The sequence below is a fragment of the Streptomyces sp. YJ-C3 genome, from assembly GCF_053891275.1.
Window position 1 is genome coordinate 3,055,897 of sequence record NZ_CM132685.1, and the last position, 12,975, is coordinate 3,068,871.

Here is a 12,975-nt window from a genome sequence, read left to right on the forward strand (position 1 = left end):
GGTCGCTCAGCGCCCTTCTTCGATCCAGGTGGCCCGCGGGCCGTCGAGCACGATGTCCCAGTGGTAGCCCATCGAGAACTCCGGCACGGACAGGCTGTGGTCGTACGTCGCGACCAGGCGCCCGCGCGCGGCGTCGTCGGTGACGGACTGGATGATCGGGTCGTACGGGAACAGCGGATCGCTCGGGAAGTACATCTGCGTCACGAGCCGCTGGGTGAACGCCGAGCCGAACATCGAGAAGTGGATGTGTGCCGGACGCCAGGCGTTGACGTGATTGCGCCACGGGTAGGGGCCCGGCTGGATCGTGGTGAAGTGGTAGCGGCCCTCGGCATCCGTCAACGTGCGGCCCACCCCGGTGAAGTTGGGGTCGAGCGGGGCGTCGTGCTGCTCGCGCTGGTGGGCGTAGCGGCCCGCCGAATTGGCCTGCCAGACCTCGACGAGCTGGCCGCGCACCGGCCGGCCGTCCCGGTCGAGGAGCCGGCCCGAGACGGTGATGCGCTCGCCGATCGGTTCGCCGTGGTGCTGCCGCGTGAGGTCGCTGTCGATCTCCGTGATGTCGCGTTCGCCGAAGGCGGGGGAGGCCAGCTCCACCAGCTCCGGGTCCTTCGACACGTCGATGGCGACCAGGGGCCGGGTGGGGTGGCGCAGCAGCGACGAGCGGTAGGGGGCGTAGTCGCGGCGCGGATGGTGCTCCACGGGGCCACCCCCGCGGACCCGCTTCTCGTACGCGGCGTGCTCGGCCGCTATCTCCGCGTCGATGTCCTGCTGGGTGAGTGTCATGCCGACCTTGTCCATGCGTCCGGTGTCCGTCTCCAGAAACTACTCAGCGCACTGAGTATTTTTCGAACGGGCCTCACGTTGCCACCAGGCAAGTTGACCGTCAAGGGGTCTAAGATTCCTCAGTACACCTACGTAATCGGAGGACCGTGATGGCCGCGGTGGACCTGACCACCCACCCCGGGCACCTCGCCCGGCGACTCCAGCAGGCGCACTACCTGCTGTGGAACACGATGGTCTCGGAGGAGATCACGTCACCGCAGTTCGCCGTCCTCAACACCCTGGTGGCCGAGCCGGGCCTGGACCAGCGCACCGTCGGTGAACGCGTCGGCCTCGACCGGTCCACGATCGCCGAGGTGATCACCCGCCTCACCCGGCGCGAGCTGGTCGACCGGACGCGCGACCCGGAGGACGGCCGCCGACGGCTGCTCAGGCTGACGCCCGAGGGGCTGCGCACGCACAAGAAGCTGACCGTGCGCACCGCGCGGATGAACCAGATCTTCCTGGCCCCGCTGAGCGCCGAGGAGCAGGGGGTCTTCTTCGATCTGATCCAGCGGGTCGCCGACGCGGCGGAGGGCCTGCGCGACCCGGCGGACCCGCTCGCGGCGCCGCACGCCTGACGGGCACCCACGGCCCGCCCGCCGCCGCGCTACTTCTTCGCGAACACCACCCACACCTGCCCCGGCGCGAATGCCAGCGGCTGCCCGTCCGCCGTGAAGGCGGTGCCCTCACCCGCGCTCGGCCGCTGCCACCGCGCGTCGTACGCCCGTCCGTCCCGCAGTACCACGGCCCGCCCCGAGCCGACGGTGCGCGACAGCGGTGACGTGCTGCCGAACTTGTCGTGGAACCGGGACGCCAGAACGTCGACGTACTGCACGACCACTGTCGCCGCGGCGAGCCGCTCCCCGCCGGCCGTCACGGCCGCGCGCCCGTCCATGCCCACCAGCCAGCGCCGTCGGCCCGCCGACCAGTCGAAGGTGAACCGGGCCGCGGGGAAGCGCACCGTCCACGCCGTCTCGGGCCGGCCGCCGCCCGGCACCCCGGTGGCGAACCGGAAGCCGGCCGCCTGCCCCGCGCCCGCCCCCGACGTCGGCCGGCCCAGCCTGGCGGGGCGCAGGTAGAGGTTGTGCGGGGCGGGCTTCCCGCCGCCCCGGAAGTACGCGCCGGAGTGCTCGCCCTGCGGCATCGCGCGCAGCGGCGCCGCGTCGATCAGCGGCTGCAGCTTTCCCTGGGCGCCCGAGTACGCGAGCGTCGGCCGGTCGAACTGCCGCAGCAGCTCCAGATCGGTCTCCCGCGCGCTGCGCACCGGCCCCACGACATCCGGCACGTGCGATCCGAACACCGCCATCAGCCGGCTGAGCCCGCCCTCGACCTGCTCGGCGTACACGATGTCGGCGTCCTCGATGCCGGTCTGCGGCCTCGCGGCACCCACGTTGTCGATCTTCACGGCGAGCAGGGCGGTGTCGCGCCGTGCCGGGGAACCGTTGCCGTCGGGGTCACAGGCCGCCGCGAGCACCCCGAGCGCACCGGCGACGAACCCACGCCTGCGTATTCCGTTCGCGTCCACGGGTCCTGCATACCCCTCGGACGCGCACCCCAAGTGCGGCGCCCGCGCTCCGGCGGACCGCTCAGCGCAGCACGTCCGCCAGGTCGAACCTCATGGGCTCCTCCAACTGCGCGTACGTACAGCTCGCCGGGTCCCGGTCCGGGCGCCAGCGCCGGAAGCGGGCCGTGTGCCGGAAGCGCGCCCCGTTCTCCATGTGCTCGTACGCCACCTCGGCCACCCGCTCCGGGCGCAGCGCCACCCAGGACAGGTCCTTCTTGCCGGTCCAGCGGCTGGTCGCGCCCGGCATCCGGGACTTCTCGTGCGCCGCCTCGTCCGACCAGGCGGCCCAGGGATGGCCCTCGGCGGACTCCATGCGCAGCGGCTCCAGCTCGGCGATCAGTTCCGTGCGCCGCTTCATCGTGAAGGCCGCGCAGACCCCGACGTGCTGCAACGTGCCCGCGTCGTCGTACAGGCCGAGCAGCAGCGAGCCGACGACCGGGCCGCTCTTGTGGAAGCGGTACCCGGCGACCACGCAGTCCGCGGTCCGCTCGTGCTTGACCTTGATCATGAGGCGCTCGTCCTGCCGGTAGCGCAGGTCGAGGGGTTTGGCCACGACGCCGTCCAGCCCCGCGCCCTCGTACTGCTCGAACCAGTCGGCCGCGAGCGCGGCATCGGTCGTCGCGGGGGCCACGTGCACCGGTGCCGAGGCGTCCGCGAGGCCCTCCTCCAGGCGCCGCCTGCGCTCGGTCAGCGGCCGGTCGACCAGCGACTCGTCGTCGAGGGCCAGCACGTCGAACGCCACGAACGACGCGGGCGTGCGCTCGGCCAGGGTCCGCACGCGCGACGCGGCCGGATGGATCCGCTCGGTGAGCGCGTCGAAGTCGAGCCGCCCGTCCCGCGCGATCACGATCTCCCCGTCGAGCACGCACCGCTGGGGCAGCCGCTCGGAGAGCGCCGCCACCAGCTCGGGAAAGTACCTGGTCAGCGACTTGGTGGAACGGCTGCCCAGCTCGATCTCCGTGCCGTCCCGGAACACGATCGCCCGGAAGCCGTCCCACTTCGCCTCGTAGTGCATCCCGGCGGGGATCCGGGCGGCGGACTTGGCGAGCATCGGGCGGACCGGCGGCATCACGGGAAGATCCATGCACCGATTCTGTCTCTTATGCCAGCTTGTCGCCCGGTATGCGCCGTACGTCCCTTCGGCCTAGCGTAGGCGCATGGGCAGCAAGGGTGCGGCAGTGGAGCTGGAAGCGGGCGGGCGGACGGTGCGTCTGTCCAGCCCCGACAAGGTGTTCTTCCCCGACGGGGGAACGGTCCGGTACACCAAGCTGGACCTCGCGAACTACTTCCTCGCCGTGGGCGACGGCATCCTGCGCGCCCTGCGCGACCGCCCCACCACCCTGGAGCGCTACCCCGACGGCGTCACCGGCGAGTCCTTCTACCAGAAGCGGGCCCCCAAGAACCTGCCCGACTGGATCCCCACCGCCACCATCACCTTCCCCTCGGGCCGCACCGCCGACGAGATGTGCCCCACCGAGGTCGCCGCCGTGATCTGGGCCGCCCAGTACGGCACCCTCACCTTCCACCCCTGGCCGGTGCGCCGCGCCGACCCGGACCACCCCGACGAACTCCGCATCGACCTCGATCCGCAGCCCGGCACCGACTACGCCGACGCCGTGCACGCCGCCCGGGAACTGCGGTCCGTCCTGCACGACTTCGGCGGTCTGCGCGGCTGGCCCAAGACCTCCGGCGGACGCGGGCTGCACGTCTTCGTGCCCATCGAGCCGCGCTGGACCTTCGTCGAGGTGCGCCGTGCCGCCATCGCCTGCGGCCGTGAACTGGAGCGCCGCATGCCGGGGTCGGTCACCACGGCCTGGTGGAAGGAGGAGCGCGGCGAGCGCATCTTCGTCGACTACAACCAGACGGCCCGGGACCGGACCATCGCCTCCGCCTATTCGGTCCGCGCCCGCCCGCACGCGCCCGTCTCCGCCCCGCTCACCTGGGACGAGCTCGGCGACGCGCTGCCCCGCGACTTCGACATCGTCACCATGCCCAAGCGGTACGCCGAACTCGGCGACGTGCACGCCGGGATGGACGAGGAGCGGCACTCCTTGGAGGCGCTCCTCGAACTCGCCGACAAGGACGAGAGGGACCGGGGCCTGGGCGATCTGCCGTACCCGCCCGAGTACCCGAAGATGCCGGGCGAGCCCAAGCGGGTACAGCCGAGCCGGGCCAGACACGAGGACTGACCCGGCTCGACCCAACTCACCTGTGTTTTAGGGGAGTTCCTTCACGCGGATGTCCCGGTAGGAGATCACGTCCGACGTGCTGTGCACCTGGAGCCCGACGTAGCCGGAGGAGTAGCGCCGGCCGTCCGTGCCCGGGTCGTCGCCCCGCGGCGGCTCGAAGACCTGGCCACCGGTGTTGTCGAACTCGTTGATCAGCACACCGTTGCGGTAGATCGAGAAGTGCTGGTCCACCACCTTGATCTCGTAGTCGTTCCACGTGCCCTTCTGGGTGACGCCCGCTCCCGCGAGGCCGACCCGGTCGAAGCCGTAGACCGAACCGGTCTTGTACATGTCGCCGTCGGGACGGTCGAGCACCTGGATCTCGTGCCCGTACTTGATGGCGACCCACTCCGGGTTCGGCTCCTCGGGGTTGTCGTGCACCCACGGGAAGCGCACGAACACACCGCCGTTGGCGTTGCCCGTGCCCGGCGCGTCGTCACGCCACTGCAGCTTCAGCGAGAAGTTCCCGTACTTGCGCTGCGGGAACCACAGCATCCCCATGCCGTCGACGTCCGTACGACTGGTGATCGAACCGTCGGCGTTCAGCGCGAACTTCCCGCCGCCGACCTGCTCCCACTTGGCGAACTGCTCCTGCGTGCCGTCCAGGATCTTGGTGTAGCCCTCGGTCTGGCCGGGCTTTCCGATCGGGGACGCCTTCGCCGCCTTGTTGATCTTGTTGTACTCGCGCTGGTCGACGACGCCTTCCTTCAGGAGCTTGTCGGTGACCGTCTTCACGTGCTTCACGAAGAGCGCGTGCGACGTCCACTCCTTCTCGTCCTCGATCAACTCGCCGATCCGGCACCGGTTGTTGGTGACCCGGTTCGGGATGCCCGTGTCCGTCGTGCCCACGAACACCGTGGCACGCTCGTCGAGCTCCGGGCAGTTGGGCGCCGGGACCCCGCCGCCCGAGGCGACCGCGAACACGAACGTCTGCGCCGCGGCGGCGTTGCCCGCCTTGTCGCTCGCCCGGTACGCCACCGAGTGGGCGCCCACCCGGTCCACCACCACGGGGGCGGTGTACGCGAGGTAGGGGCCGCCGTCGAGGGAGTACTCGACCTTGTCGACACCGGAGTCGTCGTCCGTCGCCGTCAGCGTCAGCTTCGCGGAGTTGATGTAGGCGCCGTCGGAGTTCTTGTCCCCGGCGACCGCGAGGGACACCGTCGGCGGCGTCGTGTCCTGGGCGGGCGGCGCGACCACCGTGAAGTCGACGGACTTCTCGGCGGCGGCGTTCCCCGCCTTGTCCGCGGCCCGGTAACGCACCTTGTAGGTGCCCGGGTCGTGGACCATCACCGGCGCGGTGTACGGCTGCCAGGCGCCGTCCGCACCGACCGCGTACTCGACGGTGTTCACCCCGGAACCGGTGTCCGAGGCGGAGACCGTCACCGTGGCCATGCCGACGTAGGCGCCGGACTCGTCCTTGTCGCCGGTCACCGTCGCCGAGGTCTCCGGCGGCGTCTGGTCGTCCGTCGGCGGCGCCACCACCGTGAAGTCCAGGGACTTCTCGGCGGCCGCGTTGCCCGCCTTGTCGGTCGCCTTGTACTTCAGGGTGTGCGTGCCGACCTGGTCGACGACCACCGGCGCCGTGTACGGCGTGTAGGCACCGTCGTCCAGGGCGTACTCGATCTTGTCGACGCCGGAGCCGTCGTCGGTCGCGGTGACCGACACGGACGCGGACCCGACGAACGCGCCGTCGGCGTTCGTCTGCCCCTCGGCCTTCGCCGAGGTCTCCGGAGCGGTCGTGTCGTCACCGCCGCCGCCGTCCGTCACCACCAGGATCCCCTGCATGCTGCTGTGGCCGGGGATCGTGCAGTGGTAGCGGTAGCGCCCGGGGGAGAGGGTGACCTCGGCCGTGTGCTTGCCGCCCTGGTCGTCGTTCGGGTTGGCCAGGATGTTCAGCGGCACGTCGTTGTTGTACTCGGGGTCCGACACGTCGAACGTCAGCGTGTGCGGCATCCCCATGGTGTTGCCGGTCGCCGTGCTGTTCTCGAAGACGATCGTCGCCTTGCCGGCGACCGCCGTCGTCGGCGCCGACGCGTACTTCGTGATGTCGTCGCCGGCCGTCCAGGTCAGCACCTGGTCGGCCGCCGCCTCGGGCGCCGGCGCCGCCGTCGCCGCGGGCAGCGCGCCGAGCCCGAGGCACATCAGCAGGGCGGCGAGCAGCGCCGTGAGGAGTCTGTGTCTGCGGACGGGGCGCATGATTCGCGTAGGTCGCATGGGATCAGCCCTTCCTGGCCAGCTGATCGGCCGCCGGGGTCGCCTCGCCGCCGGTGTACGTGACCTTCCACAGCGCCGACTTGCTGTCGGAGGTGAAGAAGCCACGGCCGTAGTCGAGGACGTACAGGGCACCGTCGGGACCGAACTTCCAGTCCATGAGGTTCTTGATGCCGTCGTTGCCGATCGGAATGATCTTCTTCAGCGACTCCGAGTGGACCGGTACCGATCCGTCGCCGTGCGTCTTCGGGTCGGTGAGGACCGCGTTGCGCGGCTGGTCGGAGTCGTAGAAGTCACCGACGAACCACTTCCCGTCCCAGTAGCTCGGCCACTTGTCCGCGTTCGCGATCGACGCGTCGTAGCGGTAGACGGGACCGTCCATCGCGGCTTGGCCGCCGCCCTTCAGCCACGGCAGCAGGTACTTGGCCTCCTCCTTCTTGTACGAGGGGACACCCTTGGCGTCGCGCGGATAGTCGGGCGCCCCGCCCTGCGGCGAGTACCAGATGTTGTTCCCGGTGACCGGCGGCAGGTTGACGAGACCGTCGTTGTTCGGCGACTCGTTCTTCGGGTGGTCGCAGTCGTACCAGCCCAGCGGCTTCGTCGGGTCCGGCAGATTGCGGTCGCGGTAGGGCTGCTTGTTGCCCATGCAGTACGGCCAGCCGCGGTTGGACGCCTTGGTGATGACGGCGAACTGGTCGTACTTGGCCGGACCCCAGGTCGTCGACGGCTCACCGGCGTCCGGGCCGACCCAGCCCGCGTACAGGGTGTCGGTCTTCTTGTCGATCGAGATGCGCGCCGGATTGCGGACACCCATCACATAGATCTCGCCGCGCGTCTTGCCGCCGCCCTCGGCCGTCTCCTTGCCGGTGAAGAGGTTCCCCTCCGGCAGGGTGTACGTCCCGTCGGCCTCCGGGTGGATCCGCAGGATCTTCCCGTTGAGGTTGTTGGTGTTGCCGGCGGTGCGGCGCGCGTCGGCGAACGAGACGCCCTTGTAGTTCGGCTGCGGGTTGTTGCCCGAGTAACCGTCGCTGAACTGCGAGGAGTTGTTGTCACCGGTCGCGATGTAGAGATTGCCCTTCGAGTCCCAGGCCATCCCGCCACCCGCGTGGCAGCAACTGTGCACCTGCACCGGCCACTTGAGCAGCACCTTCTCGCTGCTCAGGTCCAGCTTGTTCGTGGCGAGGTCGAGCGTGAAGCGGGAGACGCGCCGCTCGGCGAGCTGCTTGTCCCGGTCGAGCTGCGCGTGCGGCGTGTAGTGCAGGTACACCCACCCGTTCTGCTCGAACCTCGGGTCCAGCTCGATCCCGAGCAGGCCCTCCTCGACCTTGATCAGCTCGTCGCCGCCGCCTTTGTTGCCGAAGACGGTCAACTCCCCTGCGAGAGTCACCTTCTTGGTCTTCGGGTCGTAGACGTGGACCTGCCCCTTGCCCTTGCCGACGTCCGGGTCGTTCCAGTCGGTGACCACGGGCTGGGAGGAGTCCGCGCCGCCGCGGCCGATGTAGAGCACCCGGCCGTCGGGAGCGGTGACGAGCCCGTGCGGCTCGCCGATCTGGTCGTTCTGCCCGGCCTGGTTGGGCTGGGTGAGGCGCTCGGCCTTGTAGTTGGCGTTGATCGCGGCCTTGCAGTCGGCGCGCACGATCCGCGTCGTCCACAGCAGCGCCCCGCGCAGATGGTCGCGGAAGTCCGCCTCGTCGAACGACGACACGGTCCCGCCCATCCCGGTGTAGAAGGAGCGGCCGCCGTCGTAGTCGCGGCACCACGAGACCGGGTGGTCGGCGCCGTTCGCGCTCTCGCCCGGCTTGTACGTGGACTCGTTGACCCGGGCCACCGTGTGCACGTCGCCGGACGGGTTCTTCGTCCAGTTCAGCCACTGGTCGGGCCGCTTCCACTGCACCGGCAGGTCCTTCGTCGCCGGATGCTGCCGGTCGCCGACCTCGACGGTGGCCCGCTGTACGGAGGCGGGCGACGAGGCGGCCGGACGGGCCCCGATCAGACCGGTGAACCAGTCCGAGTACGGCTCGGCGCGCGCCGCGTCATGAATGCCGACGAACCCGCCGCCGGCCTCCATGTACGTCTCCAGGCCCGCTTCCTGATCGGGGTCGAGGACGTCGCCCCCGCCGGTCAGGAACACGACGGAGTTGAAACGGCCCAGCTTGGTGCCGTTCGTGAACACGGACGCGTCATCGGTCGCCTGGATCGTGAAGCGCTGCCCGGCCGCGCCGGACTGGCCGATCTTCTCGATCGCCTCGATGCCCGCGTTCACCAGGGGCGACTCGTCACCCCCGGCCGCGGACCCGTAGAACACCAGGACCCGCACATTGGCGCCGCCGGGCGGCGACTTGACGGACATCGTTGTCAGCGGCTCCGGGGCCGGCCGCGCGCTGGCGGCGGGCCCGCTCAGCAGCCCGGCGGCCACGACACCCGCGGCGACACCGGCCGCCCAGATCCGGCCGCGTCTGCTTCTGCTCGCTCTGAACTCTCGTACGGGCAACGGCTCTTGATGCGGTAACCGCCGCATGTGTTCACCCACCCCTCGTCGGACACAGCAACAGCGCGGTGAAAGCTAGACCTCTTTGCGCGGCACGCCAATAGGTATGACCGCGATTCCACAAACTTTGTCCTGAGTGTGGATAAACGAAGATCACGTGGCTACCGTGCTCAGCGCGACGTGAAAGCTCGTACGAGGCTGGGGAGTTGGCCGTGACGACGGAACACGATGAACTGCACGACGAGCCGAACCGGGCGAGCGAGCGGGACAGGCGCGCGCTGAGCCGGCGCATGCTGATCGGCGGCGCGGTGGCGGCGACGGCCGGGGTGACATCGTTGTCGCTCGCGGCGGCGGCACCGCAGGCCGCCGGCGCCGACACCCCGCCGCGCACCGCGCCCGCGGGCGGCGAGGTCAAGCACATCACGATGTACGCGGAGAAGCTCGCGGACGGCCAGCTCGGCTACGGCTTCGAGAAGGGCAAGGCGTCGATCCCCGGCCCGCTCATCGAGCTCAACGAGGGCGACACCCTGCACATCGAGTTCGAGAACCTGACGGACGTCGACGCGAGCCTGCACGTCCACGGCATGGACTACGAGATCTCCAGCGACGGCACGCGGATGAACCGCAGCCACGTCGAACCCGGCGGCACCCGCACCTACACCTGGCGCACCCACGCGCCGGGCCGCCGCAAGGACGGCACGTGGCGCCCGGGTACCGCGGGCTACTGGCACTACCACGACCACGTCGTCGGCACGGACCACGGCACGGGCGGGATCCGGAAGGGCCTCTACGGCCCGGTGATCGTGCGCCGCAAGGGCGACATCCTGCCCGACCCCGGCAAGACGTTCACCATCGTCTTCAACGACATGACGATCAACAACAAGGCGGCCCACGAAGCCCCGAACTTCGAGGCCACGGTGGGCGACCGGGTCGAGATCGTGATGATCACGCACGGCGAGTACTACCACACGTTCCACATGCACGGTCACCGCTGGGCGGACAACCGCACGGGCATGCTCACCGGCCCCGACGACCCGTCCCAGGTCCTCGACAACAAGATCTGCGGCCCGGCGGACTCGTTCGGGTTCCAGTTCATCGCGGGGGAGGGCGTCGGGGCCGGGGCCTGGATGTACCACTGCCATGTCCAGAGCCATTCCGACATGGGGATGGCGGGGCTGTTCCTGGTGAAGAAGGCGGACGGGTCGATCCCGCCGTACGACGCGCCGCATCACTGACGGCCGCCGGTCCGGTACGTCACGTCCCTTCGGGCCGCTCGCCCGGAGGCAGCAGCAGGACCTCCAGGGGCCCGGGCGCACGCCCGGGCCCTCTCCAGGAATCACGGCACGCGCGCGTCGGGGATCAGCCCCGGGGTCGCCCGCACCGCGAGGGCGAACCGGGCGTGGGCCGCCCGGTCGAGGACCGGCACCGCGAGGGTGCGCACGCCGTGTGCGGACTCGCCGTCGTTCAGGGCATGACCCGCTTCCCGTACACGAGCCAACGTACGGCCGCACCCTGCGGATCGGACTGCGCCTGCACCTCATCGTCCGGGACACCGAGGACCGGGCGTGGGCCGCCGCCGACCGTCTCCTCGACGTCACGAGCGAGGCGACGTAGGCCCGGCAGCCGGGCGACCGCGCGGGCGAGGACGGCGTCGGCTGGCAGCGCCAGTTCCGCCAGCACGGCGGGAGGGTCCCCGCTCGGGCCCGGGAACCGGAGGCCCACCCCAACCTCTGGCCCGGCATGAGCCTGTTCCGCCCCGGCCCCGGCACGGCCGTCGTCGGATCCACCGCGCAAGTCATCGCCCGTCTGGAGGAGTTCAGGTCTCTGGGCGTCGACACCGTCATCCTGTCCGGCAATCCGCTCCTGGAGGAGGCGTACCGGGTGGCGGAGACCGTGCTGCCCGCGCTGGGGGTGGGCAGGCCCCGCTGACCGGCTGACCCGCCCGGAGATCGTCCGGCCCTCACTCACCCCGCACCCCTGCGTGTGTACGGCCGCCCCCGCCCGGGTGTAGACCATCGATGACACCTGTACGCGCCAACGAGTCGTCGAAGGAGCCGAGTTGAGCAAGGACCGCACGTACGACTACGTCATCGTCGGGGCCGGGTCCGCCGGATGTGTGCTGGCCGGGCGGCTGAGCGAGGATCCGTCCGTCCGGGTCGCGCTCGTCGAGTCCGGGCCGCGCGACCGCAAGCCGGAGATCCGGATACCGGCCGCGTTCCCGAAGCTGTTCAGGACGCCGTACGACTGGGACTACGCCACGACCGGGCAAAGCGCCCTGAACGAGAGGGAGTTGTACTGGCCGCGGGGGCACATGCTCGGCGGCTCGTCGTCCCTGAACGCCATGATGTGGGTGCGCGGACACCGCGACGACTACGACGCGTGGGGCGAGGCCGCCGGACCCGAATGGTCCCACGACGCGTTCGTGCGGTACTTCCAGCGCGCCGAACGGTGGGCCGGCGCCCGGCACGAGAAGTCCGTGTACGGCACGCTCGGCCCCCTGCACATCTCCCCGCCCCGCCACCCGAACCCCACCACCCACGCCTTCCTGGACGCCTGCCGCGCCCAGGGCCTGCGCGATCTCGGGGAGCTGAACCAGCCGGACCACGGCGGCTTCGCCCTCACACCGGTCAACCAGCACCGCGGCCGCCGCTGGAGCGCCGCCGACGGATACCTCAGGCCCGCCGCGCGCCGCCCCAACCTCGACATCCACACCGGCGCCCGTGTGACCCGGATCGACTTCGACGGCGTCCGCGCCGCGGGTGTGGTCGCCGACGGGGTGTCCGCCGGGGCGCTGCGCGCCACCCGTGAGGTGATCCTCGCCGCGGGTGCCATCGGCTCGCCGCACCTGCTGCAACAGGCGGGCATCGGCGACCCGGACGCCCTCACCGCCGCCGGCATCGACCCGCTCGTCGCCTCGCCCGACGTGGGCCGGCACCTCCAGGACCACCTCTCCTACGCGGTCACCGTCCGCTGCCCGCGCCCCGTCACCCTCACCGGCGCCGACACGCCCGCCAACATCGCCCGCTTCCTGCTCCGGGGCCGCGGACCGCTCACCTCGAACGTGGGCGAGGCCGTCGCCTTCATCCGGACACGGCCCGAACTCGCCGCCCCCGACATCGAGGTGGTCTACGCGCCCGTCCCGTTCGTCGACCACGGGCTGACCCCGCCGACCGAGCACGGCATCACCCTCGGCGTGGTCCTCCTCCAGCCGCACAGCGCGGGCCGCATCACACCGACGGGACCCGGCGCCGCCCGCCCCCGCATCGACCCGGACTACCTGGCCCACGAGGACGATCTGCGCACACTGGTCGCGGGCGTGCGCAGGGCCGAGGAACTGCTGGCGGACGCCGCGCTGCGCCCGCTGCACTCCGCGCCCATGGCCGGGTACCCGGGTGTCGTCGACGACGAGACGCTCGTCCGCTCGATCCGGGCCCACGCCGAGACCCTCTACCACCCCGTCGGCACCTGCCGGATGGGCGCCGACGAGGGCTCCGTCACCGATCCGCGGCTGCGGGTCCGCGGCACCGAGGCGCTGCGCGTCGTCGACGCCTCCGTCATGCCGCGCATCACCCGGGGCCATACGCACGCGCCGACCGTCGCCCTCGCGGAGAAGGCCGTGGAGCTGATCCGCGAGGACGCCGGCGCATGACGCGTGGTGCGAGGGG

At 70.9% G+C, this 12,975-nt stretch carries 9 protein-coding genes and 2 pseudogenes; 5 read left to right on the forward strand and 6 right to left on the reverse strand.

What is annotated here, in order from left to right; translation table 11 throughout:
• Positions 1-6 precede the first annotated feature (6 nt).
• Complete coding sequence (pcaH, locus tag ACVHNB_RS13360; RefSeq protein ID WP_428951074.1) at positions 7-780, reverse strand: protocatechuate 3,4-dioxygenase subunit beta; 774 nt, start codon at positions 778-780, stop codon at positions 7-9.
• 149 nt (positions 781-929) lie between these two features.
• Between pcaH and ACVHNB_RS13365 the strand changes: the two genes are divergently transcribed.
• Positions 930-1,397, forward strand: coding sequence for a MarR family winged helix-turn-helix transcriptional regulator (locus ACVHNB_RS13365; protein ID WP_428951073.1), 468 nt, complete (start codon positions 930-932; stop codon positions 1,395-1,397).
• 29 nt (positions 1,398-1,426) lie between these two features.
• Here the strand turns inward: ACVHNB_RS13365 and ACVHNB_RS13370 are convergent, their stop codons facing one another.
• The gene (locus ACVHNB_RS13370; RefSeq protein WP_428951072.1) at positions 1,427-2,344 is read right to left on the reverse strand and encodes a DUF3048 domain-containing protein; all 918 of its coding nucleotides are present in this window, start codon (positions 2,342-2,344) and stop codon (positions 1,427-1,429) included.
• A 61-nt stretch (positions 2,345-2,405) separates the two neighbouring features.
• The gene (locus ACVHNB_RS13375) at positions 2,406-3,467 is read right to left on the reverse strand and encodes an ATP-dependent DNA ligase (RefSeq protein WP_456228167.1); all 1,062 of its coding nucleotides are present in this window, start codon (positions 3,465-3,467) and stop codon (positions 2,406-2,408) included.
• A 73-nt stretch (positions 3,468-3,540) separates the two neighbouring features.
• Between ACVHNB_RS13375 and ligD the strand changes: the two genes are divergently transcribed.
• The gene (gene ligD / locus ACVHNB_RS13380) at positions 3,541-4,572 is read left to right on the forward strand and encodes a non-homologous end-joining DNA ligase (RefSeq protein WP_428951070.1); all 1,032 of its coding nucleotides are present in this window, start codon (positions 3,541-3,543) and stop codon (positions 4,570-4,572) included.
• Positions 4,573-4,599: 27 nt separating this feature from the next.
• Here ligD and ACVHNB_RS13385 read toward each other — a convergent pair whose 3' ends face one another.
• A complete protein-coding gene (locus ACVHNB_RS13385) occupies positions 4,600-6,825 on the reverse strand; it encodes an OmpL47-type beta-barrel domain-containing protein (protein WP_428951069.1) in 2,226 nt (741 codons plus the stop codon).
• Between the two features lie 4 nt (positions 6,826-6,829).
• A complete protein-coding gene (locus tag ACVHNB_RS13390; RefSeq protein WP_428951068.1) occupies positions 6,830-9,340 on the reverse strand; it encodes a ThuA domain-containing protein in 2,511 nt (836 codons plus the stop codon).
• Positions 9,341-9,600: 260 nt separating this feature from the next.
• On the opposite strand from ACVHNB_RS13390, the gene ACVHNB_RS13395 reads away from it, so the two are divergent.
• On the forward strand, positions 9,601-10,545 hold the full coding sequence (locus tag ACVHNB_RS13395) for a multicopper oxidase domain-containing protein (protein ID WP_428957472.1): 945 nt from the start codon (positions 9,601-9,603) through the stop codon (positions 10,543-10,545).
• A 19-nt stretch (positions 10,546-10,564) separates the two neighbouring features.
• Here ACVHNB_RS13395 and ACVHNB_RS13400 read toward each other — a convergent pair.
• A pseudogene (locus tag ACVHNB_RS13400) lies at positions 10,565-10,808 on the reverse strand (IclR family transcriptional regulator domain-containing protein); the annotation flags it as partial.
• Positions 10,809-10,810: 2 nt separating this feature from the next.
• On the opposite strand from ACVHNB_RS13400, the pseudogene ACVHNB_RS13405 reads away from it, so the two are divergent.
• Both ACVHNB_RS13405 and ACVHNB_RS13410 read left to right on the forward strand, forming a co-directional pair.
• Positions 10,811-11,239 (forward strand): annotated as a pseudogene (locus ACVHNB_RS13405) (LLM class flavin-dependent oxidoreductase); the annotation flags it as partial.
• A 130-nt stretch (positions 11,240-11,369) separates the two neighbouring features.
• On the forward strand, positions 11,370-12,959 hold the full coding sequence (locus tag ACVHNB_RS13410) for a GMC family oxidoreductase (protein ID WP_428951067.1): 1,590 nt from the start codon (positions 11,370-11,372) through the stop codon (positions 12,957-12,959).
• Positions 12,960-12,975: the final 16 nt, after the last annotated feature.

What these genes read in the sequence shown, in the direction of transcription:
- pcaH (WP_428951074.1), bottom strand. Translation starts at nt 780, where the DNA reads ATGACACTCACCCAGCAGGACATCGACGCGGAGATAGCGGCCGAGCAC.
- ACVHNB_RS13365 (WP_428951073.1), top strand. Translation starts at nt 930, where the DNA reads ATGGCCGCGGTGGACCTGACCACCCACCCCGGGCACCTCGCCCGGCGA.
- ACVHNB_RS13375 (WP_456228167.1), bottom strand. Translation starts at nt 3,467, where the DNA reads ATGGATCTTCCCGTGATGCCGCCGGTCCGCCCGATGCTCGCCAAGTCC.
- ligD (WP_428951070.1), top strand. Translation starts at nt 3,541, where the DNA reads ATGGGCAGCAAGGGTGCGGCAGTGGAGCTGGAAGCGGGCGGGCGGACG.
- ACVHNB_RS13385 (WP_428951069.1), bottom strand. Translation starts at nt 6,825, where the DNA reads ATGCGACCTACGCGAATCATGCGCCCCGTCCGCAGACACAGACTCCTC.
- ACVHNB_RS13390 (WP_428951068.1), bottom strand. Translation starts at nt 9,340, where the DNA reads ATGCGGCGGTTACCGCATCAAGAGCCGTTGCCCGTACGAGAGTTCAGA.
- ACVHNB_RS13395 (WP_428957472.1), top strand. Translation starts at nt 9,601, where the DNA reads ATGCTGATCGGCGGCGCGGTGGCGGCGACGGCCGGGGTGACATCGTTG.